The sequence below is a fragment of the Microvirga yunnanensis genome (assembly GCF_025460875.1).
The window spans coordinates 30,055-56,840 of the sequence record NZ_JAMXFI010000002.1; the positions used below are offsets into that span (position 1 = coordinate 30,055).

Genomic DNA, 26,786 nt, shown 5'->3' on the forward strand with positions numbered 1-26,786 from the left:
AAGCGGTGGGTTCGTTTGATCTGTCACGGGCCGAAGTCCTTTTGCGGGGATTTCAGCAATCCGATGATCGCTTGGCCGGATCAAGGCAAGACGACAAAACCGCCTCGAGGGCAGGGCCTTAGGAGAGAGGATTTGTCCTCTCCCCTGAGAAAAAGGGTTAGGAGAGTCCGGACTGAGATTGCCCCTGGGTTCTGGCGGCGGGCAATGGCTTAGCGTAATTATCTTACCGGGGGTTCCCCGCCCACTGCATATTTTACGTCTTGCCAGTACACAAAGTCCTATCGATACTCAGTTCCTGAAAATAACAACTATGAGGGTCCGGGTGATGAAGCTGTTATCACTACTCAGTGCAGTAGCCCTTGTGAGTTCCATCGTAGGGCCGGCTGTTGCACAGGAGAAGGTCAAAGTCGGCCTGGTCTTAACGCTCTCCGGCCCATCCGCCCTGCTCGGGCAGCAGGCTCGCGACGGCTTCAATCTTGCTGTGAAGGATCTCGGGGGAGCATTAGGTGGCCGGGGGGTCGAGGCCATTGTTATCGATGATGAGCTTAAACCCGATGTTGCCGTCACCAAAGTCAAGAGTTTGTTGGAGCGCGACAAGGTCGACTTTGTCGTCGGGCCGATCTTTTCTAATGTCCTGCAAGCAATTCACAAGCCCATCACAGAGTCAGGGACTATTTTAATCAGCCCTAACGCTGGCACCTCGACCTTCGCCGGGAAAGGCTGTGATCCCAACTTCTTTGTAACCTCTTATCAGAACGATCAAGTTCACGAAGTGCTGGGCAAGGTTGCGCAAAACCGCGGCCATAAGAAGGTCTATCTCCTCGCTCCAAACTATCAGGCGGGCAAGGATGCACTGGCCGGCTTCAAGCGACACTACAAGGGCGAGATCCTCGAGGAGTCCTACGTTCCGCTCAACACCCTCGACTTCCAGTCCGAGCTTGCGAAGATCGCCTCGATGAGCCCGGATGCCGTCTTCACCTTTATGCCAGGCGGCATGGGCGTGAACCTCGTCAAGCAGTACAAGCAGGCAGGGTTGACGGACCGCATACCGTTCCTGTCTGCCTTCACGGTCGACGAGTCAACACTACCTGCCCAGCAGGATGCGGCACTCGGCATGTTCGGTGGCATGACATGGGCACCGAACATGGATAATCCCCAAAGTAAGAAGTTCGTGTCCGCCTATGAGGCCGCTTACAACTCTGTTCCGGGTTCCTATGCGATGCAGGCATACGATGCGGCACTCCTGATCGACAGTGCGCTGAAAGCCACTGGCGGCAAGACTGACAATAAGGAAGCGCTGCGTGAGGCCATCAAGAAGGCAGACTTCCAATCTCTGCGTGGCAATTTCAAGTTCGGCCCGAACGGCTTCCCGATCCAGGACTTCTACTTAGTGAAGGCCGCCAAACGTCCTGACGGGAAGTTCCAGACCGAGATCGTCGAGAAGGTATTTGAAGGTTACCAGGATGGCTATGCCAAGGAATGCAAGCCTCAGAGCTGATCCTGACGGGCTATCATTGAGGGTCAGAAGCAAGGCAGCAACACAGTTTGGAGGCTAAAGCATGAGCGAGACAGCAGGCGTCACGCGCGCCAACGAAGGACTCGACGGGATTAAGTGGAACATCCTCGGCCAAACTTACGTGCCCAAACATAGGACAGAGCATTCGTTCTCCTGGCATGCGACGTTCCCCCCTGATACCTTCGTGCCGCCCCACATTCATCCAACACAGGATGAATACCTCTACATCCTGGAAGGACGCTTGGACTTCTGGCTGAATGGGGAGGAGACATCGGCCACCCCAGGTGATCTCGTCCGCCTTCCCATGGGTGTGCCCCACGGGATCTTCAACAAGTCGGGGGCTACTGCGAAATGCCTGTTCTGGGTCTCCCCGACCGGTAAGCTCTATGATCTGTTCTGGGGAATCCATAACATGACCGAGCAAGCACCAGACGCAGTCGTCGCCTTGTCTGCGCAGCACGAGGTCGAATTCCTGCCGCCTCCAGCACAGCCTGCAACGTAGGCGCTTGGAGAATTCTGCTGTCATCAGCCTCAGTAGAGATCAGGAGGAATATCGATGAAAGCCATCATCGTCGGCGGCGGCATCGGCGGTCTTACGACGGCCCTCATGCTCCACTCGAGAGGCATAACGGCAGAGCTCTATGAACAGACCGATGCCATCCGGGAATTGGGGGTCGGGATCAACACTCTCCCCCATGCCATAAAGGAACTCAAGCAGCTCGGTCTGTTGGATCGGCTGGACGAGGTAGCAATCCGAACCTATGAGCTGATCTACACCAACCGGTTTGGTCAGGAGATCTGGCGTGAACCAAGAGGCATCGAGGCGGGCTTCGATGTTCCGCAGTTTTCGATCCACCGCGGGCGACTTCAAGCCGTCATTCACCGGGCCGTTGAGCAGCGGCTTGGACGTGAGGCTATTAGAACCGGTTGCCGTCTTGGTGCATTCAATCAGGATGAGGGGGGCGTGTCCGCCTACTTCTTTGATCGGGCGGGCCGTCACGTCCACACATCAAGAGGGGACATACTGATCGGAGCGGACGGTATCCATTCGACCGTACGCAATAAGCTGTTCCCCAATGAGGGGCCACCCTGTTGGAATGGCATCATGTTGTGGCGGGGGGCCACGGAGTGGCCGGCGTTCCTGACAGGCCGCTCCATGATCGTTGCCGGCGGAATGCGTGCGAAGGTCGTGGTTTATCCCATCGCTGAAGGCTGGCGGCCTGGAGTGAAGCTAACCAACTGGGCTGTCGCTGTCAGACTGGGTGATGGGTCCTCGCCGCCACCCCGGCGGGAGGACTGGTCCCGGCCTGGCTCGCGCGAGGAACTGATGCCACATGTGGAGCGCTTCTCAATTCCGCACCTGAATGTGAGCCAACTCATCGAGCAGACGCCTGAGTTTTGGGAGTACCCGATGTGCGACCGCGATCCGCTCCCGCGGTGGACTCACGGGCGCATCACGCTGCTCGGAGATGCAGCGCACCCGATGTATCCAGTAGGCTCCAATGGCGCGAGCCAAGCAATTCTCGACGCTCGCTGCCTTGCGGACAATCTTGTGGCAGCAGAGCACCCGGTCCAGGCCCTCGTGTCTTATGAGCGGGAACGGCTTCCAAAAACCGCCGAGATCGTCCGCTCCAACCGGACAGGCGGACCCGAAGGTGTCATTGATGCCGTCGAGGAGCTCGCGCCGAACGGCTTTACCGATATTGACAAGGTCCTTTCCCATGAAGACCGCGCTGCGATCGTCAGAGGCTATGCCAGAAAGGCAGGCTTTTCGCCTGACAAGTTAAGCCACGCTGCCTGAAGCCGACAATGAATGTCACCATGCGATGAGCATATTGGCTCAACAGGATGGGACCGTAAGTGCTGTCTCAAGGTCCCTGGGATAAAGTTGGCCAGCTAGAAGCGATTGCCCTTCAGCTTTGATAGAGCGCCTCGATCAGTTCCGAGGGCATGCGGAAGATCTCCCGCAGCTTTCTGAGGTCGCCATTGGCACGCTCCCATTCGGTTTTCAGCCGGTTAAGCGGCGCCAAGAGCCCGAAGGCAAACTGCACGGCCTCGCGGTGGCACTGCTCTTCCTGCTTGGTCTTCGGATAGTGCCGGACGATCAATCCGGCGTCGGCGCCGTGCTTCTCCCGGACCTTCGGAGCGTGAAGCACGTAGTGGCCGATGGCCTTGGCGACCTCGAGGTTTGCCCGGGGGAGGTCTGGATTATCGGACGGCTTGAGCAGAACCAGGAAATCCCGTTCTCCATAGACAATTAGGCTGTCACTGTGTTCGCTGGGCATCGCGCCGATGATCACGTCGGCGAGACCGTTCATGAACCCGGTTTTGCCACCCATCGGACTGAGAAGGCTCACCGCCGGCGTGCCGACCGTAAACCCGACATCCTTCGCGAACCTCGCTGCCTGGGCGAAAATTTGATCTCTGGAGAGACCGCAGGGGATAGGATCGTGAGCGTTGCGGGGCAGGCGCATTTACTTCCCCTCCACCTGTCCGAGAACGAAGTTGAGCATGCCGATCAACGACTTCTTCAAACGGCTAGTGTCGTAAGGCCGGGGCTTCGGAATTGCGTAGAATCCGGCCTCAAGCATGCCGTCCGTCGGTTCCTTGAGGGTTTCCAAGACGAGGCGAACCGCCTGGAGGGACTTGGCTCGGCGGTCTGCGAAGTCCTGGGCGAGCGGTTGATGGGCGATCGTTACCTTTTCGGCAGCCCAGGCGGATGGGTCGAGCCGCTTGGCGGCCTCTATCACAAGGTTCGTATCAGTCATGCGTTCTCTTTCAGCTTGACGTTAACCAGGGCCAAGTGGGCGGGATGTGCGCCGTCATACCTGACGGTGCGGTGCTTCGATCTTCGCGATTTCGTCCGGACGAACCCACATCATCACGTCGCTCTCCCGATGGATGAGGTCGATGCTGTTGTCGTAGACCTGTTCGATTTCCATTTCGGTCCCCGATTGGAAAGTCGAGCCTTCCGAACTGATCGCCTTGGTGAGTGTGACCCGTTCCCCGGGACGGAACCCGTGAGTGAAGATGTCGCCGGTGAGGGTCATCTGCATGATCGTGTGCTCAATGTTCTTGAGCACGATGGTCCTAGCGATGTGAGGCAGTACATCAGCCCTGTTCGGATGCTCGGGCTTCTCGAGGTCGCGGGCTACCTCCCGAAGGATCGATGCCGCATCAGGGTCCGCGAAAGTCGAAAGCGCAGCATCGACCGAGCTGGTGAAATGCTTGATGCCCTTGAAATCGTCGCGCCCAGCGATCTGCTGGTCAATCCATTTCGGCCAGGGCAGAACCCGCGCCTCGGGATCGAAAGCTTGAAATATTCGAGCGTCGAGAGCCCGACTGGGCTGACGGCTCGCCTTCAGATCAGCATGAAGGGACTTCAGGAACGTGAGTTTGTCTGTCATGGGCGATGGCTCGTTAGGACAAAATGGTCGTGATAACCGAAAAGCCGTGCTATCGATCAGGGGGGTTTTCTTCGGGAATTGATCGTCCAGCCATGCGATCGAGACTGGCCATTCTGGTGTTGGCAGTATTTGCGATCGGCCAAACCGGCGCGCGTGCGCAGACCGATGAGGACCTGCGCCTACTCTGGCGGAAGGGCGATCTGGCCGGCATGGAGCAGTTCGCCAGAACGGGCGATAGTCGCGCCGAGGCCTGGATGGGCCTGATGCTCCGGAACCGAAGCCGCCGCCCTGAGGCCAAGGAGTGGTTCCGCCGGGCTGCCGAGAAGGGTGACCGGTTTTCCCTTTGGTCAATGGCCGAGATACACGAGCAGGACCGCGAGTATCCTGAGGCAGCCTATTGGTACCGGCGGGGTGCTGAGGCAGGAATGGGCGAGAGCGCGACCCAGTACGCCTACCTTTCGCTAAAGGGCCGTGGGGTCGAGAAGAACGAAGCGGAGGCCCTACGTTGGTATCTCCGGGCGGCCGAACTAGGCGATCGCTATGCCTATCTGCCCTTGGCGCGTCTCTATTCCGAAGGCACAGGAACGTCCCAGAATCGGATCGAAGCCTATGCTTGGGCAACTATCGCCGAGTACCATCTCGACGGCAGCGACTTCGAGCCCGAGCAAGCTGCACGCGAGTTGAAGGTTCACTTAGGCCAGGCTCTAACCGCCGACCAGGCGGCTGCGGCGTTGAACCGGGCCAAGGAATTGCAGCCCGGTGTCGACTCCTTTGAGAAGTCGAGCGGCATCATGCCGATAATCGCCGGATTGGGGATCTTAGGTGTCTTGGCCTGTATCCCAGTGGGGCTGCTGCTTGGGGCCAAAGCGTTTGTGGGATGGGCCGTACGCAAGATCCGAGGCCGCGGCTAAGCGGTGGCTGGCTCGGCCCGTGAAGCCGTGGCACTGGAGGGCTTGTAGAGGATAGCTGATGCCTGCCCGGTGTTGTCCTGGATCCATAAGGATGCGCCCATGCAAAAAGCCGACCCTGAGTAGGGCCGGCTTCGGAATTCTATCGGGGACCGAGGGGGCTAGTCGGTGAACCTGGCCCCATAGAAATAACCGTCGGTCCAGACGAGACGCACATGTGCGATGGCGGCGTGGCTCGGAATCTTGAGCTCAAATGTCACTGGAACATCGGCAGGTTCAGGGAAAACCAGCCGAACACCCTTTTCAGACAAGTCCCATACGGTGCACCGCTGCGGCTCGTGGGGCGGATCAGCGGTGATCCACCCTTCAAGGTCAGTACGATAGCGCTCATAGGATCGGCGTTCGGGTAGGCCAACGCGCATGCGGGCATCCTAGGATTGTGGAAGGCACCACATAGAATGGCTGGCTTGTGCGAGGGTTCCGCCAAGTTCCCGGTTCAATCCGCTATGGGCAGCCTGGGGCAAGCCCGGAACTCCTTCAGGTGCGGTTGGAGTTGTAGCAAGGTCTCCTCCCACATGAGCCGACGGACCCGAGTGTAAAACTCCTTCATCATGTCGGCTTCAGGATCCTTTGGGGCATCCTTGACCTCATAGGGTTCCGTCCGCGCCGATGCAAAGTCCTTGAAATCGGCTCCAAGGACGGTACCGCCGTCGCTGTAGCCATAGCCCTGTTTGGCGACCCTCCGGAGGTCGTCATAGGAGAAAAACGTCATCGTGAAGTCCGGCCCCAGGTGTTCCGGCCGGTCATTCTCATGGAAGATTGCGATCCCACGGTCGCCAATATGGAGGTGTCGGGCGTCCCAGAAGCCCGACACGCAGCGGCCGATGGTGTGGAACAGGCTTTCGCCCGGCCCGCTGACTTCGAGGGCGAAGGCCTCGAAGACCATGGGATCGAAGGGAAAGGTCTCTTCGGTCACGAACAGATGGGCGGGGAGGTCTCGTACCGTGATGGTATCTTTGCCCATCCGGACGAGCGCCAGGTCAGCTCCGTCCTTCTGGATGACCACGCCACGGTCGTTGCCGAGGAGCGGCAGGGCCGTCTTCAGGAGGTTCGGATAGAGAGTGGCGGAGAGGCTCGAGGCGAATTTCACCGTCAGCATACGCGAAGCTCCTTTTTGGGAATTTTGACTGTCCTGGTCGCAACACTTGATCCTGATTGAAGAACCGGGATTGGCGACGCTTACAAAAGAAAAGCCCGTCCTGGACGGGCTTCTCATTCTCGACAGCTAGGCCGGCTCAAAAGTTCGGTACCGGAAATGCGCGATCAAGCGCGGGATCCTCAATCCGCCACTGGGCAGAGCGATCGCGAGCCCCTTCCTCATCCTTTATAGCGGCCAGCGCCATCAGGACGTCGCCGGCAAACCGGGGGTCATTTGCTTGGGAAAGAGCCGTAACGGCATCTTTCAGGGTGCATTTTGCCAGGGAGCGAAGCTCACGAACCCTGGCAAACAGGGACGATCCCCTGACGTCTTCAGAGAAGTTTGGGAACTTCCCTGTAAGCTCGTAACACATCAGGGCCGATTGAGCCTTGTTGCGGGCCTCATGCTCACTGGTGTAGGCCGGGGGCACCTCAATCTCAGCCAGAACGGTCTCTGATCCTTCGTGCGGGAGCATCTGGATGTTGAACCCGAACAGTCCTGCGGACTGGGTGATACCGGACATGCGGGCGGAGAGGCTCGCCATTTCGATCATCCTTTCTTCCGGGGATTTCCGGATTTGTTCCTCACATCCTGCCCGCAGCGAATTAGGCGACGACCTGACCGCATTATAATTCGGTTTTCAGCAAATCTCCACCGCACTTGCCGATTGGTTAACAACGACACCGCGGATGAATGCGGGGCGCTCCTGACGCAGGCCGCGATCAGGGATCGAAGGCTGAACGACCACAGGCCGGTTCGGCGGGCACTCCGGGTGGGGCATCATGGCAAGAGGTGCTGCAGTCAGCACCGGCATCCCATCGGGACCAGGCTTCACGGTCTTCTGCAGAACGATGAAGCCGCCAGGAACCCGCCCCTGTATAATGACCTGAGCGTCCATTCGAACCGGAGCGACGCTAGGTGTGGGCTTCACGCCGGCCTCGAATTCATCATAGGTGAGATTGTCGTTTTCGGCGCGCAACATCATTCGTCCGATCCTTGGATGGGCGGTGAAACGGAATGGCGGAAGAGAGGAAAGGCCGTTTAGGCGGCCAGGACCTGTGCGTCCGGGCCAGCCTGGCTGATCGCGTATTCGGCGATCTCGAGGAGACGGGCGGTGTCCATATCCGACACCTTGTCGAGCCGCTGCTCGCAAGCGGTGGCGAGTTCCTTTGCGGAGAGCGCATGCGGATTGTCGGTGTCATAGCTGATTCCGACGTTCCGGAGGGCCTCAATCGCGTGGCTTCCAGTCCACTGTACCTGCGGGTCGTCCGTGCGCTCGCCTTCGACCCGCAGGATCGGCTTCGCGCCGTTATAGGCCATGTCGTCCCGGGTTTCGACGGTTACACCCAGGCTATGTTTGATCGCGAAGGTCAAATGATCTGCGACTTTGACCCGTAGATCCGAGGTGAGGGTCTGAACAGCCCCGGCGACGCAAGTCGGGTTCGCGCGGATGGCGTAATACCCAAACTGGCAGTCATCGAGGCCGATGAAGTCGGGATCGGCGGTGCCGACGGCCTTAATGGCAGTGACAATCTGCACGGCTTCGTCGCGGGTGAGTTGGAGTTCACGCTTCGGAGCGCCCTCGATGGCGAATACATTCGGAAGAAGAGCGGAAACCGTGACGGACATCGTTGCCATCCTTTCGGGGATTTCTTCAACAGCGGGATCGTCCCCAAGGTGAGAAACGTGCCCATTCGGTCAGGGGCCGGCTCCTTCCTCAGGATCAACGAGTAGGCGGGCCGACTAAGTTCAGTAGCGGGCGCGGTGGAGATAGCGGCCTTCCTGGATCATCACGTCAGGAGACTCGGGCTCAGCGCCGACCTCGGCGATGAATTCATGACCATAAAGGAAGCTGCCCATCGTATAGATCGCCCTCGCATAGCGATCCCGGTCGAGGTTCGACGGGAACTCATGGTCGTCGGCAATCCGGACATTGCGATATTCAGCGACCAGATCCGCCTGGGTGCCGTTGGTGGCGTCTTGCAAGGAGTTGAAGCGCATGACTCTCATGGCACAAGCCTTTCGGGGATTTAAGCCTTCATCTGTTCGTGAACATGACCCGAGCACGTGAAAGGGATTTGGGTGCAACCCCAAACAAAAGGCTCCCCGATGGGGAGCTTGGTGTGATCCAGGTTTGGACCGGACTTAGTTCAGTTCGAGGAAGACCGTGGCGCGCGAGCTGGCGCGAAGGTCCTGCTGGACCTCGAGGAGGCCTTCGAGTTCGCTCCGGAGATTGATGTTGCCGAAACCGAGTTCCTGGCCGTTCACGATCTGCTGCTTCGGATCGATCTTTGCCTCCAGGATCTTCTGCGCGCTGACCTGGACAGAGCACACGTCTTCGTCGCTATTGATGAAATCGAGATCCTCACCGAGGCCGAGACTCGACAGGATTTCAGTCGCGGTGCCGCGGGTGACCGCAAAGGACCGGCTTACTCCGGCAAAGGCCGTGCGGCCATTGACGTTACGCTGGCGGATGACGTTGAGCGCATAGGAGTAAGCCATCTTCATCTTCCTTTTCAGGGGATTTCTCGAACTATTGGATCGCGAACCTTCGAAATTGAAACGAACTGACTTAGGCGAGACGACTGAAACCATCGCTGAAGAACGGTTTCTTAGGCTTGTTCGGTAATGCTGCCAGGTAAGAACAAGACTAGGGGTATACCAATGTTAAGGGCCATCGCAATTGCGACACTCGCAGGCTGTGTTGCGGCACCAGCTTATGCTGAAACGGAGTGGCAGAGGACGATCAGGACAATGAGCTGGGCCTATAACCCAGCTGGCAAGACGGCCATTCTTGGCGTCCCCGAAACCGACAATACGCCGATCTCCCTGCGCTGCGTCGGAAAGGGAAGGGTCGAGTTTGAAGCTCCGTATGAGCCCAGCACCTTGCAGAAACTGCCAAACGGCGGCCTCCGAGCAGTGGTAAAGGTCGGAGTATATCGAGATACGGCAGAAGCCACGGTCGACGGAGCCGCTAAGACCGTCAAGGATGAGTCGAGCGGGGACTACACTGTCTTTGTCAGTACCATCTCAACGGGGCACGAGTTGGTTAGGCTGCTGGGCGATGCCGACTCTACGGAGTTCTGGCAAGACAAGGACGGCTCTCAAGACTCATCGGACGATGAGGATGCATACCCTCTGAAAGGAGCTCCTAAGGTGATCAAGCGGCTGCTCGCATCGTGCAAATGAGTGGCTGCGAGCTTTCGAGGTTTCTCTGCCCGTCCATAAAAAAGGAGGCCTCCGAAGGCCTCCTTTTCCCGCCTAGTGGGCGGTACGGGTCGCAAGCAGGTGGAAAGCGGCCGTTTCCCGGATGGCCTGATCGACGGCGGTCGCTCCATCCGTCGGCGCCAGATCCATGAGCTCGGTCTGGCGGCTGTCGGGAACGAAGATTTCCGGATTGATAAAATCTTCTTCGGCTGGGCGGCCAAGAAGCGAGGCGGCGGTGGCTCGGATCGCTTGTCGGATCGCATTCGCCGGGAAGGATGCGGACAGACCGATCAGGTCGCTGCGGCGCTCAGCCGGCAGGAACTGTTGGGGGTCGAGGGAACTGGCAATGCCTTGGATGGTCGAATGGCCATTCTGGTTCATGTCTTTTCCTTCCGGGGATTTCAAATCGATCTTGAACGCATCTTCACTAGGCAATCAATCGTCGATGACCTCGACATAGATCTGAGTGACACCATGCTCATGCGGGTCGCCTAATCCGGCGAGGGTCACCCGGTGGCCTTCATAGGCCCCGTCGGAATGGTACCGGCTGGTAGCGTAAACTTCATGACGACGGCCGGCGATGTTGCCTCGCTCGTCATGATAATTGTGCTCATGATCCGCTCGGATGGTTACACCGCCGTAGGGGTCGAAGTTGGAAATGAGGGCTCCCTTGTCCGAAAGCGTGTTGATGTAGTGTGACGGCAGGACGAACTTGACCCGACATCCAGGTTTGAACGGCCTGCCATTGCAATCCACGATCGGGGCATTCCCTGGATTAAACGTGGTTCGAGTCTGAAGGCTGTTGACCTTGTCGCTAGCAATATCCTGACGCGGTGTCTGATTGCTCATCGTCCTCATCTCCTGGGGTTTGCTATAGGTGAGACCCGTTCAGGGCTTGAACAGCTTCAGGAGACCGGCATGGGCCCGAATGCCGTCTCGCTTGATCAGTTCGACCGTTTCAGGCGCACACGTCGCAAAGGGGCTCCAGCCGTCATAGCCCTCCGCACGCTGATAGAGGATGCAGTAGTCGGCGTTCACGCCGAGTTGTCGGCAGTGTCGCCATACGGTGGTATCGGTGAGCGGCCTGAACTCGACATCAGTCTCTGGCCCGTTCAGCACCGATCCAGTCGCGCCTTCATAGGCGAGGCGCGCTTTGACAATCGGATGTTCCGGGTCGGTATGATCCCAGCCGCCGACATACTGCAGGAGCTCGAGGAGTGGGGCAGCGAGCGGGTTCTCTGCCTTCCTCTTCTTGGCGAGAGCCAGGACTAAGACCAGCGGATCACCCTGGTTTAGCCGATCTGCGATGTACTGAGCCTCCTGCTCGGTCAGGCCGAGCTCTCTATTAGCGCCGGCGACAGTAGTGCCGCCTTCTTCGTCCCGCAGGTCGATGTACCAGTAGTCTCCCCGCTGGGAGTAGATCGCCTCATAGCGCGGCGGGTTCTCTGTGGCTCCGTTATCCTCGTCGACCTCCTCGCGGTCGTCGGTTCTCTCATAGGCGAGGAAATAGGTATCCTTGGCAAGATCCCAGGCACGTCCCCATAGGGCCATGTCAGCTTCATGTTCAGCCTCGGTGCAGCGACCCTTTTCCCAGTCGAACGGCATCCAGGTCGGGCGGCCGAGGACGTAGGCCATAGCAGAAGCCATGACCATGTTCGCGTCACAGAAGTCGTGGCTGTGACAGACGTCGCGGTTCTGCTCGACGCCGTTGCGGCGAACCACTTCGGCCATCTTGCCGCGGATTCCCTCGGCGAGGAGGTATGTGAAGACGGCGGCTACTCTGTGGTCCAGTGGCAGGAGGTCATTGTCCTTCTGCAGAGGGATGGTCGCTTTGGTCCACATGTTGCCGGGATCCTGGCGGGCAGAGGGGTCGATCCCTGGATCGTTTTCGTATCCCTCGTACTCAGGCCCATAGAATTGGACGCAGTTTCCCCATTCCTGAAGGTTTCCACCTGTCATTTTTGCTGCGTCCAAGGGCGTCAGCCGAATATCGAGAATGCAGCTTTCGTTATCGAGATCATTCCCTACGACCACGAACCGGGCTCCCGGTTCGATGAAATGGGTGGGATATGTCTCCAGGATCTTTGTATTTGTGACGACGTCACCGACCTTCAGATCGTTTGCGGCTGCAAGATAGGTCATCCCATCGCCGCCCACGTGGATTATGGAGCCATCCTTTGCCCCCTCCCGGAATGAATCCTCCAAGGCGAGCCATGCCCGAAGCTCCTTCTCTCGGTCCGAAGGCGAGATCACGGGCCAGGCGTCTTCCCAGTCGAGCGGGTCTCCTGTTTCCGGATTATCCGGATCCGGGCAGCTACCGCTGAAGTGGTGAGCGGCTATTCCGCCGTCTGTAATGCCAACTGCGTTCTGTAGCAGGGCACATGACGCATTCAGGTCGCTGAGGTTCGCGGCCTGGCGAATGAGGTCATCGCCCAAGTGGGCGGCATAGGATTTAGCATCGGTCATGGAAGGTCCGTTCGGTGGGAGAGCGGAGCACAAACAGAAAAGCCCGCCTGTGAGGGCGGGCTGGATCGGCGCTGATTGTGCGGGAAGCGTTAAGCGGCTTGGGGTATGCTCGCGGGAATGTCCATCCCGATATCCATCGGATGGAAATTCAGTGTCGTGTCCTGCCCGTCAAGGGCAACACGGACACGGCTCGTGGAGCGCCCGGCGTAGAGGATAATCCCGATTTTGCCGTAGTGCGGGCTCCTTGTATCCTTGACCCAGCAGCGACGGTGAATCCGAATCTCACTTTCAAACTGTTGGCGGATGTATTCGTAGCCGTCATCAGCCAGCGGCTCCGTGATCCTATAGACGGTCGCAATCTGGCTGAACTGAGCCATCGTCATCGATCGGAAGGCTTCGCATTGCCGAGCCTCACGCAGGGCAGCTTGCTTGGAAAGGGCGTGGATGATCTCCCGCCCACATCCTGAAACCGACACAGAATAGAGTTTCCACGTCTTCACAGGCGAGCGGCGCGCTGCCTGTGTCCCGCGACCCGTCCTCATCTTCAGACTACCTTTTCTTAGCCGCCTGACATTCGGAACAGGCACAAGGTTTAACGCGTGTGTTCACAGCGACTAGACACTCTTCCGGAGTATCCTCGCCGAACACATGTTCGCCTTCATCGTTGAAGCGCCAGCCGCGGTTCAAGGTAATGATCACGGAGTTCCCCATCTCGCGTTCGTCGTCGACGATCTCAACTCGCGGGTGGGTTTGAAGTTCTGCAAGCGCATCTGTTTGTGTTCTTCGTGTTGCCGTCCGCCGACGGGGCTTGAGCTTCTCTGCGGTGACCGACCGTTTATTTCCCATCGTATCTCCGGCGGGGTGTCATAGAAGAAAAATTTCGAATTGCAACGGGGTTATTGCCCAATGAAGGCGGCAAATCCCTTTTCGAAGGCGGCATAGCTTTCGGCCGTCGGCATGACGAAGTTTCCCTCTTCATCGTGGCTCGCCATCATGCATTGCCCTTTTAGCGACTGATCCTGGTTGGCTTTGCACCTCCGGTCAGCCTGGGTTACCGTCTTAGCGCCGCAGACCGGGCACTCGACGGCCTCCATGACGAGAGTGGGAAGGGCAGCGTTCGTAGCCATGGTATTTACCTCTTGGATAGGCCAGTGAATATTCCGGGCCGGTTTCTGGACGTCGACAGTGCGATGGGTCCTGGGCTTCCGCCGACCTTTGGGCTTAGAGATTTCATCGCGACTGCCACGATGGCGCCGTGGTCACTGCATGCGACCATCCTGCGGCGGAGTTCATCGCAGGCGACAAGCTGGACACCCTGCATATGCATCGTGAGGTAGGACTGTCGTGCGAGAAGCCACTGGACCTGTTCATGCAACGCTAGGTCTGGCTCTTCCACCTTTCGGAGCCGCCCCTCGGACGCCAGCTTGCGGGCGACCGAAAGTTGCCAGTGGATCGTGTGCCCCACCCAGGCTGCTCGGCTCCCGGCCCGGGCGCGCATGCGGACATACTGTTCGGGATAGCCGACAAAGGAGCGATCGAGAATGTGGAGCGCGAGGAGAGGGGAGTGATGTGTTTGCACCATCGTCCACCCTTCCTTGCGGGCCTCGGCATCGAGTTCAGGCGTCCACTGGGCGATTAGCTCTTTCTCCCGATGAAGGAGAACGTCGTCGGCCAACGGTGGCACGGCCCTCAGGCCTTTCATGCGCTGCAGACGGCTGTAGATGAGGGATAACAACATATCCCGGAACCCCTTTGATGTTTCGGCTTCCCGGGCCCATGTTCGATTCGAGAAATCCGCGTTCTTCTGCGCTTATACCGCATTTTAACTCGGACCCCCAAGCGAAGCCGAGTTAAGCCGGGGACCCTAGTTGGCCGGATAGCCTTGAAACCGTTGGTGGGAGCCTACTTGTGAGGGCCTATTTCGCTTCGCCTGGGAGGCGAGGATGGACGGACCGATCATCGATCTTGGGAAGGCCGCCAATTGGAAGGTGATCCGGCTGGCGAAGAAGCGGGGCTATATTACGTCGGAGGAGCTGGATCGCCTGCTCCCGCCATGGGCGGCCACGCCTGAGCAGGTCGATGATGTGGTCAATCAGCTCGCTGAAGCTGGAATCGCCCTCGTCGAGGTCGAAGAGGACGTTGGAAGCCAAATGTCTCCACCAGCGAATTCCAATGAGCCGCCCGATCGGGCTCACTGATTTCGAACGACAGGAGCGGGTTAGGGCTACCATTCCCCGCTTTGGACCTTCAAGGCGCGCTCTTGGGCGGCCTCAAGGGTGTCGAAGGAGCCGCAGTGCTCCGAGTAGAAGTCGAGATCTTTCAGGGGTGAGTCCGATCGCTCTTGGCCGTAGCGGTTAACGCAGTAGCCCCCGCCATATGAACTGGCATCCTGGATGCTGATCCCGGTCCACTGGTCACCGTTCATCAGCATGAACTCGTCATCTTCGGCCTCGTCGAATTCGGCGGGGCTGTGCTTGAAATGTAATTGCATGAGAAACTCTGCATTCCGGGGAGGAGGGGGAAGGCTCGTACAGCCAATCGGTTGGCGTGCCGGCGCTTAGCACCTGGCCATGAGTGAGGAGTTCCAGGGGAGCGACAGGTGCGGCTGATGCCAGCCCATCGCCTCAAGGTACCGCCAGTTGTTTCCGACCCATTCGGGAAGGGGCATTCCCGCGCGGATTAGGACCCGGATAGCGTCCTGCCCCGTACTGGCCGTGCGCTCGGAGCGAAGGTACGCGTTGGCGCGCCCTTTGCCCTCCTGGGCCCGAAGCTCCTCCGTGTTTTCCCGGATCCTGTCGATCCTCTTCTGAGCTTCGCGGATAACGGACTGAGGGATGCGTTTTCTGCGCATAAGGGCAATCCTTTCAAGCCAGAGGGAGCTGATGGTCAGAAGCGAGGCGTGTCGAGGGCCCGGCGCTGGACGCTCATGTCCGCACCGTTAGCTTCCAGGTAGTCGAGGACGCGCTTAATGCTTTCGAACTCGGTTTTGGCCTCGTGTTTGGCGAGGCCATCGCGCCGGTCGACAGAGAGGTCGATGGTTTCGGTGAGGATCCAGGCGAAGTCGCTCTTCTCCTCGTCGGACAGTGCTCCCTTGCTGGGCGAGTCTGAGCCTGCGGAGAGGAGGGTTGCGGTCCGTTTACCGCTCAGGTACTTCCTGATCGCTTCCAGTACGGCCTCGCCGTCGTCACCTGCGTCTTCAAGGGCAAACCGGGCTAAGGGCTCGTTCCCGACGACATTCGATAGGCCAAGTGCGATGCCGTTCTGGCTCACAAGGTTCCAGTAGCCGCTCTTTGTGCGGGAGAGATAGCTGATATTGCCCAGATCGTCCCTGATCTGGATCCGGACTGCGCTCATGAACGGATATCCCTGTAGATTGTGGGGGAGGGTGATAGGGCCTGATCAGGCGAACCGAACGGCAATTTGCTCAGGGCGTTCGATGCCCCAAGGTGCCTTTTCCCATCCTGGCAGCTTCTTGATCAGGCGCCGGGCCAGGCGCGAAGCGAAGTCATAGGCGACGGTTTCCGGGTACTCCGGGCATTCGCAGGCCTGATGCTCATAGGAGACGAGGGCTTTTGAGACCACTGTTGGGCACAAGTTCGGCCGGTATTCAAACCCATAGAAGCCGACAATCTCGTCGAGGACCGGGTTGTCGCCGTGACCAAGCAGGGTGTCGAGATAATTCACCGAACGTGCGTTCTCCGCCCAAAGCATCTTGCCGAGCTGCTCGCCATTCTCTGGAAGGATGTCGACGAGAGCGCCGCCTTTGACGAGGCGTGCTGTACAGGCGAGGTCAATCGCGCCCGAGACGAGAACATCAATGTGCAGCTTGTCGACGAAGTTGGCGGACACGTTTTTCTCCGGCACGGCGGACAGATCTTTTTGGGGATTTGGAATGCCCCGGTCGCTCGGTCTAATTGGGCGATTTAATCTGCGCGTGTGGGGAGCGGAAATGCTTAACTACGATCCGCAGCGAGCCTCGCCACAAGCTTTCAAACGGCTAAAATGGCCCCAGAATAAGCAAGAAGCACCCAAAGGCTCGCGCTATGAGGAATTTTATCTCGGAATTAAAACGCGGAACGCGTGACATTTTAACTCGGAAGTGGTAACACTTTTTTAAGACATCAATTTCGCCGTTTACCGGGTGCCTTGTGCTGCTGCAGGATCTGGCCGAGACATAGACTGATTTTAGCCGCCTCGAGAGCAAGCTCTCCGAGGTTTACTCCTATTTGGGCGGCATCCCGGCTCGGGAACTCTATAAGTCGCTCCAGTCTGGCCAAGGCTTGTCGGTGGTCTATCAGCCCCAAGTCAATGTGGCCGATGACCAGGTTTCGGCCGTGGAAGCACTTGTGCGCTGGCAGCATCCGACAGTCGGCGCTGTTTCCCCGCGCGTCTTCATTCCTATCGCGGAAGAGACAGGCTTAATCCTGCAGATCACGGAATTCGTCATCCGCGAGGCCTGCAGTGTTGCGAAGCGTCAACCTGACCTGACGGTCGCGGTCAATCTGTCTCCGGTGCTCTTCGCTCATTCGGCTTTGATTGAGCGATTTGCAAAGACCATCGAGGAGTGCGGGGTGACCCCTTATCAGATCGAGTTCGAGATCACAGAAAATCAGCTCCTTGCAGACGACGGCTCTGCCAAGGATTCAATAGCCTTCCTGCGTGACTGTGGGTTTCGGATTGCGCTCGATGACTTCGGGATCGGGTACTCTGGCCTGAACCGCCTGAACCATATCAGCGTCGACAAGCTCAAGATCGATCAGTCCTTCGTCCGGAGACTGGACTGCGTTAAGTCGGAGCCGTCTCACGGCACGATCGAGGAGATGATTGAGATCGGCCGGACGATGGATCTCGTTGTAACCGCTGAGGGCGTCGAGACTGACGAACAGCGTCGGTTCCTGGCGTCGGCCGGCTGCGATGCCCTTCAGGGCTATCTTTTCGCCCGGCCGATGGCCGCAAGGGATCTAGACGCTTTCCTCGGAACCCGCACCCGCGTGCCTGCGGCGGCCTAAAGCAAGGCTTCGTTCAACGGAACATCGATCGGCGAGGGAGCTGCTGTCGCGGCTCTGGCTTCTTGTCGGCCTGCTTGGCGGAATCCGACCCTGGCGCCCGGTGGCCTGCCGCAGCCAGGATTGTGTCCGGCGGGATGCCCAGATCCTTATGGATCAGTTTCAACAGTTCATCGTCCTTCGAAACGTACTCGAGAACGCCAACGAGGAAATCGGGAGCGTTGGCGGATTCCCGAAGGGTCTCAGGCTGCAACCCAGTAACATTCATGAACTGGATTATGCGATCCACGTCCGCGACTATGAAGTCAAGCACCTGGATGCCCAGGCGCTCAGGATCGCCCCGCCGTGGTGCCTCTTGGCCTGCAACATCATCGCTCACGATCACCCTCCTCGGTCCGGGCTTCGGCTCGTGCCGGGTGATTACCACAGCATAGGATCAGGCCGCAGCAGCCCAGATATGAGAATAACGCTGACAGGCGGCTTTGATCGCTTCCTCGTCGCCGCGGTCCATCGCCTGGATCAACTCTGTGACCTCCTCGGGCGGTCTCCAGCCCTTCTTGACCTTGGCAGCGGCGTAGGAGGTTCGGCAAAGGTGCTCGTTGATCTTGCCGGCGCGTGCGTAGCAGACATCGGCTCCAGGCCAAGTGGGCAGATTGGACATAGGCGGTCTCCGTTTTCAGATGCCGTATTTCGCGTTTTTCAGAAGGTTGATGCCGAGCCGCCAGAATCCTTTTACGAGGTTCCCGGTCGAGGCTTGGACAATAAACCATCTCCCCTGTGTGCCCCCCGCGAGCATTGCTGCCTTTAGGGTCTGAGCGTCCCGTCGAGCGGAGTGGCTTGTCCCGTTGCGGTCTTTCCAGAACAGCCAGTCGCGATGGCCGTACCGTGCCCTGCGTTTCGCGAGGGCAAGTGCAGGATCCTGTGCCGTCATAGTGATGTCCTTAGATTGAACTGAGTCTCAGCCTGAGGCCTTCAGTTCACTCAGGTACTGGTACCGGAGATCGATCACCCGGTAGGGCAGGTTGAAGCGGAATTCGAGAGAGACCGGCCGATCAGTGCTCCGGTAAATCTCCATGAAGGCTTTCGCCGGAGTGAGAAGCCCAAAGGCGAACCACATGGCTTCCCGGCGGGCCTGAACCGCTGCTGGGTTGGATTGGTCCGGGTACCGGTTAGCCGCCATGGCGACATCGCCGTGCTTCTGTCGGACCATCGGATAATGCAGGAGAAAGTGACCGAGCTCCTGGGCAAGGATCCAGTTCTGCTGTCGCTCCTCCAGGCGCAACCGGCCATTCAGAGCGATCTCAAACCGCTCGTTGTTGAAAACAATCAGGCTTTGAGAGGTGCTGAGTTCGGCGGGTGGAACATATTCGAACCCGATCTGACCTCCGAGCTTCTTGATCAAATCGTGGATTCGATCGAAGCGAACCTTCCCGCTCATCTGGCGGGATTCCGCCAGGTCCTGATCCGGGATGAAACCAAGACGCTCGGCGACACTTTCGGCGAACGTCTCGATGGCAGGGCGGGCGCAGTTCGCCGGGACAGGCTGGTATACCTGGCTGGGAAAGTGCATGGGGCGGCCCTCAGCGGTGCCCAAGGGCGCGAGACGGATAGAATGCCCCCTTGGGGAGGTGCTGGGGACGCGTCTCGATCCGAAAGACGAGGAACAGGAGCGCCACGACGAGGAATGCCACGACCACGTGGGGTTCGAACACCGAGCAAATGACGACCGCAAGCACAGCGGCAATGCCGATCAGAACGAGCCCGAGAAGGACGATCTGAGCAGTCCGTTCTGCAGCATTGGGCCGGCGACGGACGAGCGGGCGGGTATAGGCGTGCATGTGACCACTCCTTCTGGGGACTTAAATCCCTGATTTTCCGCTGATTGGATGTGCTGAAACGAACAGAGGTGTCGCTAGGACACCTCGTAGAAGGTCAGCTCAGAGCCGATGATCCGAGCCATCCGGGCGCGGCCAGTGGCGTACGAGCCGGCATCAAGGTTGAGCCGGTCGAGGCACAACTGCTCCGCGACGGGAAACCATTCGTCCTTGGGAGCGGTGTGGCCGTGCACCACGAAGAACCCGTGGTGGCCTCGTTTCTCATGCTCGGAGGGGTTGAAGGCGAGGAACGGGTTCCGAACCCAAGCCCAATGGTCCTGCTCTTCGAGTTCCCGGAAGTCGATGTCGATCGGCTCGGCCAGGAACTTCTCCAGGTCGACATATGGATTCAGCCCGGCGTGGATGAACATGAACTCGCCCGAGGTCCGGTGCTTCGACAGCCCCTCGAGGAACTCTACCCGCCTCGACCCAAGAGCATCCCTCAGATCGCTGGGAGTCTTGGCGCTATGCCCCTCGTCCAGAAGGTCGGTCACGACCCTCATGCCGCCATTCAACAGCCAGTTGCTGTAGGCAGTCTTCCTGCGATGCACCTGACCATCCAGGACGATGGTCGCGAGAAGCATCTGCTCGTGGTTGCCAGCAAGGGCATCCACGATGTCGGCGCCGGTGCGGTCCTTGGCCTCGATGGCAAGGTCAAGGCAACCGAGGGAATCCGGCCCCCGATCGATCAAGTCGCCAAGGAGAACTACAATCCGTCGGCAGCCAGGGGCGCGAGGGGCAGCGGCGATGATCTCGAAGAGTGCCTTCATGAGGTCGCTGCGGCCATGTAGGTCGCCGATCGCGAAGATCTCCTCATCTGGCCGAGCGACAAACGGGAGGAGGTGCTGGGAGATCGTTATGGTCATTTCGATCCTCTTGGGGTTTTCCCGGTAACGGGTTCGCCCATCGTGGATCAGGCAAAATCCAGCCTCTTAGCCCGACGCTTCAACTTCTCGATAAGGGTGTTCAGGATCATCGGTCACCTCTGGGTCGGAGGCGCATCTGCCGCCCGCCTGCTCAACGCGCGATAAGCGCCAAAACTTTGCGGCAGCCCCCTCAAAGGCGAACCCATCCAGCTACTTCAGTGGCCCTCGCAGGCGTTTGCGACAAAAACAGCGCGAGCGGGCGTGAGGTAGATCACAGATAACTTTGAGGGCGCACCGCACTCTTGGTCTCCCCATAGAGAGGGGATGGAGGGCTCAGGTGACGCAGAAATATTGCCATCAGATTGGGGAATGGGTCGAGGACAACGTATCCCAGCAGGTCCAGCAATGCGTGAAGAAGAAGTGCAAATGGTGGTGCGCCTGCTGCAACAAGTGGTTCTGCTTCCTGGTCTGGGTGGTCGTCACGGTGCTGAAGTGGGTGGTCACGACCGTCTGTGAAATCCTCGGCGACGCATACGACTTGGTCGTCGCAGTCATCACGGGTGGCTGGGACATCATTGCCGGCATCTTCACCTGGGACTGGAGCCGGGTCTTTGATGGCTTTATGGAGATCCTAGGTGCGTTCGGTGGCCTGGTCGGCGACCTCATTCGGACCGTGGTCTTCCCCTGCGGCCTGTATGGCGCATTCCGGGGCAGCGTGAACAAGTGGCGGCTCATCGGCTACGTCGAGGATCTCATCGATAAGAGCCGGCGCTTCACCGAGGCCGACCGCGCGGACATCAAGGCGGCGCTGGGGATCGGTGGCAGCGGCTTCGGCCTGCGCCTAACCCTGACGAGCTATCGGGGTTTCGTGCGCTCGGACTACATCGCGCCTGGAGAAACGGTTCCCGCCCTAGTGCAATGGAACGACGACCCCGATCCCAACAGGAGAGTCGACCTGAAGAAGCTAGCGGGCTTCAAGTGGGACAAGTTCTTGCAGAGAAGCAGCCCCGACATCCGCGGAGACGTGTCATCGGAATCGGACATTGACGAGTATCTGGGCAACCCGAGCAGCAAGAGTTTCTCGATCTATGCCATGAGCGACTCGGCGCTGCTCGACAGGATCCACAACATCCAGATCAAAGGCGACACGATCGGCTTGAAATTGGTGGTCGACCTACAGGACGTTCACCTCACCGAACGGACCCAGGTCCAGGCGAACATCACCGATCCTGATGGCCAGCACAATTCCTGTGCCGTGCTGGATGTCCTGGCGAGAAGCCCGTTTAACCGGGAACCCTCCGTGCCCGGATTCCGTTGTGACCCGGCGAGTCCCCAGGATCCCGCAGCAGTAGAGCGCGCAAGGGACCTACTGTGCAAGCCAGTCATCTTTGGCACCTTCCGGTTCGTAGCGAACGATTCCTATACGGGATACGCGGCCTGCATGTTCACGAACACCTGCCTAGATGGTGGCAAGATCGGGAACCACGGCGGCACCGGCGCCCTGTACCGCCATGGCCTCCCAAACTGGGTGCGGACCTGGGTGCCAATCCACGAGCTCGGACACACCTTCGGGCTCTGCCATGTCGATGGGTTGGACCGCATCATGGTCAACCCGAAGGACCATAGCTGGTGGAGCGGGTGGCTGATCCCGGAATACCTCTGCTTCAGCGGCGAGCCTCAGTTCAGCCACGACGAAGCAAAGAAGGTCTGGGACTATATCATAGCGAACTTCCCAATCGACTGCCTCGCTGACAGGCATGTTGTCGTGACATGAGTAGGATCAGCCACGATCGTAGCTTGCGGCTAGCGCTGACGGCGCTGCCCGCTCATGAGGCGGCGGCCGTGAAGCGGCGTCTCGACTCGCTTCGTACCGACTGCGGCTGTGGCCTTGGGGCGATCGTCATGCTCGGTGCGACGGGACTGTGGGTCGCCCATACGGTCGTGGCGCCGGTTGCCGGGCGGTCCTGGCAATCCACGGTCGCCTTGGGATTGCTCGTGGTCTTCACCAGTACATTGATCGGCAAGCTGCTGGGGATTGCGCTGTCACGCATACGTTTCCACTTCGCGGTACGAAGCCTGAGGCGGCGGGTTCCCCTTGAATAAAAGGACTGGTGGATGGTGGAACCGGTCATCGTTGAAGGTGAACGGCGGCCCCAGAGCTGCTACGGGTCGCCGGATTACTTACGTGGATGTTCCCCGTGACTGACGCAGCCGCCTCAAGGGGCGGCTGTGCCAGCTTTAGCAAAGGGTTGAGTGGCCACTTTGGTAGCGCCGGTGGCCGCTGATGGCTGTGGCGGTGAGGCGATCAGGAGCATGCCCGTCGACAACACGGCGAGGATGAGACACCAGCGCCAGACTGACGCCTCATTCCAAAGCCTCCGGATGGGTCTGGGAACCAGCCGATCAAACATGGTGCTCCTCCTATCCGGTGATCGTCACCTGGACCATATCAAGGTCCGACTCATTCATCGTGAGCTTGACGCGGCGAGCGCCCTTCTGCCTGGCCTCGATCAGGACATCGGCAATGCGCTTCTCGAGGGCTCTGATCACGGCGCGCACACCGCCGGCAGTCTGCAGAACCTCGGCCCGCTGCATGGCGTCGAACAGGATCATGTCGTCAATCCCGCCCTGGTCGAGCTCGAGGCCGTAACTCTCCACGATATTAACGATTTGGATGATCGCCACCCGGGCAAGGTCGAGCCCCTGAAGCGGGTTGAAGACGAACACCTCATCAATTCGGCTCAACACCTCGGCCGGGAAACCGGCCTCCTTGAGCACGTTGTGAACCGCAGTCAGTAGCTTATCGCGGTCGGTGATCTCCCGAGCCAATTCGCCAATCCGGTCTGCAGCTGCGTTGGTCGTTGCGGCGAAAATGGCCCGGTTGGTCGGCACTTTCTGGCCAGTCGAGGCTTCGGTCACGAAGCCATCATTCCAGGCAGTCAGAAACCGCTTCTGGACGTCGACATGGGCTTTCTCGATTTCATCAAGGAGCACGAAGGAGTTGGGTTGATCCCGCAGCCCCCCTGTGAGGCTCCCATATCGATCGGAGCCTGAGTATCCAGGCGGCACGCCAAAGAGGCGCTCGGCGCCGGCAGGATTGCTGCAGGTCGACATATCTTCAAAGAGGAACCCGCGCTTCAAGTTGCGAGCGAACTGCTTGCCCATTTCGGTCTTGCCCACGCCGGGCGGGCCGACGAACAGGAAGACGCCGACGGGCTTGTCGCGTGCGACTTGGGCCAAGCGACGGCGCAGGGTGGCCGCAACCTCGTCCGCCACAACATCCTGGCCTACGACCTTTTGCTTCACGGCAGCGGCAAGAGCAGTCGCGTCGAGGTTTTCGGCGCGCTGGACAGCAGCCAGACGTGCGAGGAGGCCATCCTTGTTAGTGTAGCGATCGAGAAGGTCCATGATGATCCGCAGCCACCTGGGTGGCAGTCCTTTGACGAAAAGCCCGACGAAACGGGAGGTGAGGCGGGTTTCGTGGGCTAGGCCGATAAGGACCAGAACCCACGTCACAATCGCGATGGCAAGGAACCAATTGAAGTACGAGCGCCCATAGATGGGCAGATTGGTCATGAGATAGATTGCCGTGATGTAGAGTGCGAGGAGGGTGAACCCGATCTTCACGACGAAGTATGGGAAAGAGAATGACTTTCTCATCGTCTCCTCACGAGGTGGCGACGGGCCGGTACCGGATCTGAAGACCCGGACCATACTGCCCTCCATAGCGACGGCCGGCGGCCTGGCTCCAGCCCTCGGCTTCTGACCAGGCGGCGAGGTCCGCCTCGCTGCATTTCGCGAGCTCGATCACCTTGGGAACCTCGGTGACGGTGACATCGACATAGCGTCCCTTCATGTCGCGATCGGCATAAAACCTGACCTGATCGCCGACCTTCAGACCTTTCCAGCGCTCATATCCTGGCCACGATGGAAATCGTGTCGTCGAGCTGCGCTCGCCTGCCAGAATGGCGTCGAATGTCGTCTTCGATTTCAGACCCGACCGTGAGTCGCGTCCGTAAGAGAAATACATCGTCGCCTTGAGCATGCTCATCTCATCCATTTTGCGGGATTTCTGATTTGAGTTTTTGCTGCCCCTTCCTGATAGATGATCCTAGCTGTGCCCTCCAAGGGCCCAGACGCTAGCGCGACAGGCTGTCTCCTTGACCATTCTCCTCCGTTCCTATTTTGTTCCTACAAATCCCCAAAGAAACGGAGTTACAGTTACCATGGCCGGCGCAATTCAGCCTGCAGATCAAATCAAGAGCCCGGAACGGTTGCTGGCGGAGGCGGAGCGCAGGATCAAGAAGCTCGAGGCGAAACTGGCTGGTCAGCAGGAGACGATCCGCGACCTCCGATCCCAGATCCGGCAGGATAACAACCAGGCTGAACAGATTGCTGAATTGAAGGCCGAGCTGGGTGAGCTTAAAGGCGAGCTCAGGGAGATCACCCGAGCAAACCACGAGTATGTCGCTCGCTATGAGGCCATACGTGACGAGATGGGGAAATCCAAAGTTGAGGCCAGAGGATCGGGGAAGTCTACGCAAGGCTCCAAAAATCTAGGAAGGATCATTCCCGAAGATGTTGCCGCCTGACATCGCTACATTTCGGGAGGACTGATTTCGAAGCCTTCCGGCACCGCGATCGTCGAGATCGTGTGCTTGTAGACGGTTTGAGAGCTTGAACCTCGGGTGAGGAGGACAGTGTATCGGTCGAACCGATCAATCCGCCCGATCAATCTCACCCCGTTGATCAAGAACATATTGACGTCCACCCTGGCGCCACGCAGACGCTCAAAGAACCAATCTTGCTCCTGCGGGCTGACGGATTTGGCCACCGTGCTCTCCTCACTGTGTGGCTCTTCTATACAGCGTGGGTTGCGGGCTCACGCAAGAAAAAAGCCGCCTCAAGGCGGCTTGCTCCGGTATCCACCCTCAGAAAGGCCTACTTTGGGCTTCCTGTATCGAGAGTCTCGGAAAGATCCCGGCTGCTGTAAGAGAAGTTCGCCCGATCAATCTCGTATCGCATTCCAGGCTTGCCGTTGAGCTCAATCGAGGCCCAAATCCCGGCTGACTGGAGTATTGTGACGCGTACAACTTTCTTCTTGAACCGGTATTCCCGCTTGAATGGAAGCTCCGCCGAAGGAAGCTCAACTTCGGTACATGCTCCTTCATACGACTCGTTTGTCGTGTAGTTGAAATAGCTGCAGTGCCTCTTGTAGCTTTCTGCGGTTGCCCCGCTTGAAATCGTGATCAATGCTGCAGTTAACAAGGATCCTAGTAGCGTATTCGTCATAGATGCTCCGCAATTGAGCGAGGATGGTGAGCAGAACGATCAGATTCCTGCTTCCAGGATCAGCACCGAAAGGTTCTGTTTGGGCTTGAAGTTCTTCTTGACCATCTGAAACTGCGTTGGCGCAATCTTCTTAACACCCTCGGCGCAGAAGCTGACCATATTGTCAGGTCGTCCTTTGTCGACGGTCAGCGTGAAGGTGCCGATGGGACCGGCCCAGTTCGCGCCAGTGACGAGGATGTACTCGAGCATACGCTGGCTCGCACCCTTGTCGCGCCTGAGTTCGCGGGCGGCCCACCTTTTCGCACCGTTTATGAAGTCCTTGTCCATGCAGGAATTTTCGCCGATGAGGTACATGTCCTCTACGGTCTTGGCGGTGACCATGGACTCCAAGGAGATAACAGTGGCTCCAACGCTGGGCTTATACCGATGCTGGATGACTGTGTCCCGCCCAGCCGGAAATGTTTGCTGCCAATGATAAGACCCAGCTAGGGCCCACTTTGGAAGCGGTTCCTTGTATGATGTGCCGTCCTGCCGGTAGGACTCTTGAAGCTCAATGATGCCTTCCTTTTCCAAGCGGGCGCCCGTGGCACGATCTAATCTCTTAAGGGCGGCATCCACTCGTTCAGCGTAGGGTGGAACCGGTATGTTTAAGTCTCGAAGGACCTTGGTCACATCCCGGCCCTCGACCATCGCTTTCGCCTCGAACTGAATGGGAAGTGGCCGCCCGTCAACCGTAACCGAGAACCGCATTGGGTTTGCCTCGGGTCCATCGGGGTAGTCTGCGTCTGACATCGTGACGCGAACCTCCGGCATGGGGAACGCCACCGTACCGGTGACATCCTGGGAGGTGAGATTCCGAAAGCGGTAGGTGACCCGGACTTCCTCGGTCGAGAGGAACAGATCTTCTGAAACCATACTCACGGCGTCGGTCTGAGTGAAAACGAGCTCTCCGGCCGCAAAGTGGGCCATCGTATCGTTTGCTTGAGCCGGCAGCGCCGCAACGCTAACCGACAAAATGGCAGCAACCGCAAGGAGGTGACGCATCG

Annotated in this window: 42 protein-coding genes; 10 read left to right on the plus strand and 32 right to left on the minus strand. The window is 58.7% G+C overall.

Annotation, left to right across the window (positions count from 1 at the left end; genetic code table 11):
• The first annotated feature begins 325 nt into the window (after positions 1 to 325).
• The 3 genes from NF876_RS01145 to NF876_RS01155 all read left to right on the plus strand — a co-directional run bounded on the left by NF876_RS01145 (position 326) and on the right by NF876_RS01155 (position 3,317).
• A complete protein-coding gene (locus tag NF876_RS01145) occupies positions 326 to 1,498 on the plus strand; it encodes an ABC transporter substrate-binding protein (protein ID WP_262267175.1) in 1,173 nt (390 codons plus the stop codon).
• 61 nt (positions 1,499 to 1,559) lie between these two features.
• The gene (locus NF876_RS01150) at positions 1,560 to 2,018 is read left to right on the plus strand and encodes a cupin domain-containing protein (protein ID WP_262267176.1); all 459 of its coding nucleotides are present in this window, start codon (positions 1,560 to 1,562) and stop codon (positions 2,016 to 2,018) included.
• 54 nt (positions 2,019 to 2,072) lie between these two features.
• Positions 2,073 to 3,317, plus strand: coding sequence for a flavin-dependent oxidoreductase (locus NF876_RS01155; RefSeq protein ID WP_262267177.1), 1,245 nt, complete (start codon positions 2,073 to 2,075; stop codon positions 3,315 to 3,317).
• Positions 3,318 to 3,429: 112 nt separating this feature from the next.
• Here the strand turns inward: NF876_RS01155 and NF876_RS01160 are convergent, their stop codons facing one another.
• The 3 genes from NF876_RS01160 to NF876_RS01170 are packed head-to-tail and all read right to left on the minus strand — an operon-like array spanning position 3,430 to position 4,923.
• Positions 3,430 to 3,990, minus strand: coding sequence for an ImmA/IrrE family metallo-endopeptidase (locus tag NF876_RS01160; RefSeq protein WP_262267178.1), 561 nt, complete (start codon positions 3,988 to 3,990; stop codon positions 3,430 to 3,432).
• Complete coding sequence (locus tag NF876_RS01165) at positions 3,991 to 4,284, minus strand: hypothetical protein (protein WP_262267179.1); 294 nt, start codon at positions 4,282 to 4,284, stop codon at positions 3,991 to 3,993. It lies immediately after the preceding gene.
• A gap of 54 nt (positions 4,285 to 4,338) precedes the next feature.
• Complete coding sequence (locus tag NF876_RS01170) at positions 4,339 to 4,923, minus strand: hypothetical protein (protein WP_262267180.1); 585 nt, start codon at positions 4,921 to 4,923, stop codon at positions 4,339 to 4,341.
• 92 nt (positions 4,924 to 5,015) lie between these two features.
• Between NF876_RS01170 and NF876_RS01175 the strand changes: the two genes are divergently transcribed.
• The gene (locus tag NF876_RS01175) at positions 5,016 to 5,834 is read left to right on the plus strand and encodes a tetratricopeptide repeat protein (RefSeq protein WP_262267181.1); all 819 of its coding nucleotides are present in this window, start codon (positions 5,016 to 5,018) and stop codon (positions 5,832 to 5,834) included.
• 158 nt (positions 5,835 to 5,992) lie between these two features.
• Here NF876_RS01175 and NF876_RS01180 read toward each other — a convergent pair whose 3' ends face one another.
• From NF876_RS01180 to NF876_RS01210, 7 genes are all read right to left on the minus strand, one after another.
• The gene (locus NF876_RS01180; RefSeq protein WP_262267182.1) at positions 5,993 to 6,253 is read right to left on the minus strand and encodes a PilZ domain-containing protein; all 261 of its coding nucleotides are present in this window, start codon (positions 6,251 to 6,253) and stop codon (positions 5,993 to 5,995) included.
• A 74-nt stretch (positions 6,254 to 6,327) separates the two neighbouring features.
• Positions 6,328 to 6,990, minus strand: coding sequence for a hypothetical protein (locus NF876_RS01185; RefSeq protein WP_262267183.1), 663 nt, complete (start codon positions 6,988 to 6,990; stop codon positions 6,328 to 6,330).
• 136 nt (positions 6,991 to 7,126) lie between these two features.
• Entirely contained in the window at positions 7,127 to 7,582 is a 456-nt protein-coding gene (locus NF876_RS01190) for a hypothetical protein (protein WP_262267184.1), read from the minus strand.
• Positions 7,583 to 7,669: 87 nt separating this feature from the next.
• Entirely contained in the window at positions 7,670 to 8,014 is a 345-nt protein-coding gene (locus NF876_RS01195; RefSeq protein ID WP_262267185.1) for a hypothetical protein, read from the minus strand.
• Between the two features lie 56 nt (positions 8,015 to 8,070).
• A complete protein-coding gene (locus NF876_RS01200; RefSeq protein WP_262267186.1) occupies positions 8,071 to 8,658 on the minus strand; it encodes a hypothetical protein in 588 nt (195 codons plus the stop codon).
• 120 nt (positions 8,659 to 8,778) lie between these two features.
• Positions 8,779 to 9,030, minus strand: coding sequence for a hypothetical protein (locus NF876_RS01205; protein ID WP_262267187.1), 252 nt, complete (start codon positions 9,028 to 9,030; stop codon positions 8,779 to 8,781).
• Between the two features lie 144 nt (positions 9,031 to 9,174).
• Positions 9,175 to 9,531: a hypothetical protein gene (locus tag NF876_RS01210; protein WP_262267188.1), complete on the minus strand. Its 357-nt coding sequence runs from the start codon at positions 9,529 to 9,531 to the stop codon at positions 9,175 to 9,177.
• A 126-nt stretch (positions 9,532 to 9,657) separates the two neighbouring features.
• Here NF876_RS01210 and NF876_RS01215 point away from each other — a divergent pair, with 126 nt between their 5' ends.
• Complete coding sequence (locus NF876_RS01215; RefSeq protein WP_262267189.1) at positions 9,658 to 10,218, plus strand: hypothetical protein; 561 nt, start codon at positions 9,658 to 9,660, stop codon at positions 10,216 to 10,218.
• A 72-nt stretch (positions 10,219 to 10,290) separates the two neighbouring features.
• Here NF876_RS01215 and NF876_RS01220 read toward each other — a convergent pair whose 3' ends face one another.
• From NF876_RS01220 to NF876_RS01250, 7 genes are all read right to left on the minus strand, one after another.
• Positions 10,291 to 10,617, minus strand: a complete 327-nt coding sequence (locus tag NF876_RS01220) for a hypothetical protein (RefSeq protein WP_262267190.1) — start codon at positions 10,615 to 10,617, stop codon at positions 10,291 to 10,293.
• Positions 10,618 to 10,671: 54 nt separating this feature from the next.
• On the minus strand, positions 10,672 to 11,085 hold the full coding sequence (locus NF876_RS01225; RefSeq protein ID WP_262267191.1) for a hypothetical protein: 414 nt from the start codon (positions 11,083 to 11,085) through the stop codon (positions 10,672 to 10,674).
• A gap of 39 nt (positions 11,086 to 11,124) precedes the next feature.
• Positions 11,125 to 12,702, minus strand: a complete 1,578-nt coding sequence (locus NF876_RS01230; protein WP_262267192.1) for a hypothetical protein — start codon at positions 12,700 to 12,702, stop codon at positions 11,125 to 11,127.
• 89 nt (positions 12,703 to 12,791) lie between these two features.
• Positions 12,792 to 13,079, minus strand: coding sequence for a vWA domain-containing protein (locus tag NF876_RS01235; RefSeq protein WP_262267193.1), 288 nt, complete (start codon positions 13,077 to 13,079; stop codon positions 12,792 to 12,794).
• 172 nt (positions 13,080 to 13,251) lie between these two features.
• A complete protein-coding gene (locus tag NF876_RS01240) occupies positions 13,252 to 13,548 on the minus strand; it encodes a hypothetical protein (protein ID WP_262267194.1) in 297 nt (98 codons plus the stop codon).
• 50 nt (positions 13,549 to 13,598) lie between these two features.
• Complete coding sequence (locus tag NF876_RS01245; RefSeq protein WP_262267195.1) at positions 13,599 to 13,829, minus strand: hypothetical protein; 231 nt, start codon at positions 13,827 to 13,829, stop codon at positions 13,599 to 13,601.
• Between the two features lie 5 nt (positions 13,830 to 13,834).
• Positions 13,835 to 14,377 (minus strand): hypothetical protein, encoded by a 543-nt coding sequence (locus tag NF876_RS01250; RefSeq protein ID WP_262267196.1) that lies wholly within the window; start codon positions 14,375 to 14,377, stop codon positions 13,835 to 13,837.
• Between the two features lie 268 nt (positions 14,378 to 14,645).
• Here NF876_RS01250 and NF876_RS01255 point away from each other — a divergent pair, with 268 nt between their 5' ends.
• Entirely contained in the window at positions 14,646 to 14,900 is a 255-nt protein-coding gene (locus tag NF876_RS01255) for an RNA polymerase sigma factor region1.1 domain-containing protein (RefSeq protein ID WP_262267197.1), read from the plus strand.
• A gap of 26 nt (positions 14,901 to 14,926) precedes the next feature.
• Here NF876_RS01255 and NF876_RS01260 read toward each other — a convergent pair whose 3' ends face one another.
• The 4 genes from NF876_RS01260 to NF876_RS01275 all read right to left on the minus strand — a co-directional run bounded on the left by NF876_RS01260 (position 14,927) and on the right by NF876_RS01275 (position 16,551).
• Positions 14,927 to 15,193, minus strand: a complete 267-nt coding sequence (locus tag NF876_RS01260) for a hypothetical protein (protein WP_262267198.1) — start codon at positions 15,191 to 15,193, stop codon at positions 14,927 to 14,929.
• 66 nt (positions 15,194 to 15,259) lie between these two features.
• Positions 15,260 to 15,553, minus strand: a complete 294-nt coding sequence (locus tag NF876_RS01265; protein WP_262267199.1) for a hypothetical protein — start codon at positions 15,551 to 15,553, stop codon at positions 15,260 to 15,262.
• A 35-nt stretch (positions 15,554 to 15,588) separates the two neighbouring features.
• Positions 15,589 to 16,056 (minus strand): hypothetical protein, encoded by a 468-nt coding sequence (locus NF876_RS01270; RefSeq protein WP_262267200.1) that lies wholly within the window; start codon positions 16,054 to 16,056, stop codon positions 15,589 to 15,591.
• Positions 16,057 to 16,101: 45 nt separating this feature from the next.
• A complete protein-coding gene (locus NF876_RS01275; protein ID WP_262267201.1) occupies positions 16,102 to 16,551 on the minus strand; it encodes a hypothetical protein in 450 nt (149 codons plus the stop codon).
• 377 nt (positions 16,552 to 16,928) lie between these two features.
• Here NF876_RS01275 and NF876_RS01280 point away from each other — a divergent pair, with 377 nt between their 5' ends.
• Positions 16,929 to 17,711 (plus strand): EAL domain-containing protein, encoded by a 783-nt coding sequence (locus tag NF876_RS01280; RefSeq protein WP_262267202.1) that lies wholly within the window; start codon positions 16,929 to 16,931, stop codon positions 17,709 to 17,711.
• A 13-nt stretch (positions 17,712 to 17,724) separates the two neighbouring features.
• On the opposite strand, the gene NF876_RS01285 is transcribed toward NF876_RS01280, so the two are convergent.
• The 6 genes from NF876_RS01285 to NF876_RS01310 form a co-directional block, all read right to left on the minus strand.
• Positions 17,725 to 18,087 (minus strand): DUF3572 domain-containing protein, encoded by a 363-nt coding sequence (locus tag NF876_RS01285; protein WP_262267203.1) that lies wholly within the window; start codon positions 18,085 to 18,087, stop codon positions 17,725 to 17,727.
• A 57-nt stretch (positions 18,088 to 18,144) separates the two neighbouring features.
• A complete protein-coding gene (locus tag NF876_RS01290) occupies positions 18,145 to 18,369 on the minus strand; it encodes a hypothetical protein (protein ID WP_262267204.1) in 225 nt (74 codons plus the stop codon).
• Between the two features lie 15 nt (positions 18,370 to 18,384).
• A complete protein-coding gene (locus tag NF876_RS01295) occupies positions 18,385 to 18,639 on the minus strand; it encodes a hypothetical protein (RefSeq protein WP_262267205.1) in 255 nt (84 codons plus the stop codon).
• 27 nt (positions 18,640 to 18,666) lie between these two features.
• On the minus strand, positions 18,667 to 19,278 hold the full coding sequence (locus NF876_RS01300) for an ImmA/IrrE family metallo-endopeptidase (RefSeq protein WP_262267206.1): 612 nt from the start codon (positions 19,276 to 19,278) through the stop codon (positions 18,667 to 18,669).
• A 10-nt stretch (positions 19,279 to 19,288) separates the two neighbouring features.
• Positions 19,289 to 19,546, minus strand: a complete 258-nt coding sequence (locus NF876_RS01305; RefSeq protein ID WP_262267207.1) for a hypothetical protein — start codon at positions 19,544 to 19,546, stop codon at positions 19,289 to 19,291.
• Positions 19,547 to 19,620: 74 nt separating this feature from the next.
• Positions 19,621 to 20,448, minus strand: a complete 828-nt coding sequence (locus NF876_RS01310; RefSeq protein WP_262267208.1) for a metallophosphoesterase — start codon at positions 20,446 to 20,448, stop codon at positions 19,621 to 19,623.
• Between the two features lie 337 nt (positions 20,449 to 20,785).
• Between NF876_RS01310 and NF876_RS01315 the strand changes: the two genes are divergently transcribed.
• Complete coding sequence (locus NF876_RS01315) at positions 20,786 to 22,222, plus strand: hypothetical protein (RefSeq protein WP_262267209.1); 1,437 nt, start codon at positions 20,786 to 20,788, stop codon at positions 22,220 to 22,222.
• 23 nt (positions 22,223 to 22,245) lie between these two features.
• The gene (locus NF876_RS01320) at positions 22,246 to 22,551 is read left to right on the plus strand and encodes a hypothetical protein (protein WP_262267210.1); all 306 of its coding nucleotides are present in this window, start codon (positions 22,246 to 22,248) and stop codon (positions 22,549 to 22,551) included.
• 318 nt (positions 22,552 to 22,869) lie between these two features.
• Here the strand turns inward: NF876_RS01320 and NF876_RS01325 are convergent, their stop codons facing one another.
• Both NF876_RS01325 and NF876_RS01330 read right to left on the minus strand, forming a co-directional pair.
• On the minus strand, positions 22,870 to 24,108 hold the full coding sequence (locus tag NF876_RS01325; protein ID WP_262267211.1) for an AAA family ATPase: 1,239 nt from the start codon (positions 24,106 to 24,108) through the stop codon (positions 22,870 to 22,872).
• Positions 24,109 to 24,115: 7 nt separating this feature from the next.
• Entirely contained in the window at positions 24,116 to 24,493 is a 378-nt protein-coding gene (locus tag NF876_RS01330) for a hypothetical protein (RefSeq protein WP_262267212.1), read from the minus strand.
• Between the two features lie 181 nt (positions 24,494 to 24,674).
• On the opposite strand from NF876_RS01330, the gene NF876_RS01335 reads away from it, so the two are divergent.
• Positions 24,675 to 25,040 (plus strand): hypothetical protein, encoded by a 366-nt coding sequence (locus NF876_RS01335; RefSeq protein WP_262267213.1) that lies wholly within the window; start codon positions 24,675 to 24,677, stop codon positions 25,038 to 25,040.
• Positions 25,041 to 25,045: 5 nt separating this feature from the next.
• Here the strand turns inward: NF876_RS01335 and hfq are convergent, their stop codons facing one another.
• The 3 genes from hfq to NF876_RS01350 form a co-directional block, all read right to left on the minus strand.
• Entirely contained in the window at positions 25,046 to 25,282 is a 237-nt protein-coding gene (gene hfq, locus NF876_RS01340; protein ID WP_262267214.1) for an RNA chaperone Hfq, read from the minus strand.
• A 107-nt stretch (positions 25,283 to 25,389) separates the two neighbouring features.
• A complete protein-coding gene (locus tag NF876_RS01345; protein WP_262267215.1) occupies positions 25,390 to 25,740 on the minus strand; it encodes a hypothetical protein in 351 nt (116 codons plus the stop codon).
• Positions 25,741 to 25,779: 39 nt separating this feature from the next.
• A complete protein-coding gene (locus NF876_RS01350; protein ID WP_262267216.1) occupies positions 25,780 to 26,784 on the minus strand; it encodes a DUF4424 family protein in 1,005 nt (334 codons plus the stop codon).
• Between the last annotated feature and the right edge of the window lie 2 nt (positions 26,785 to 26,786).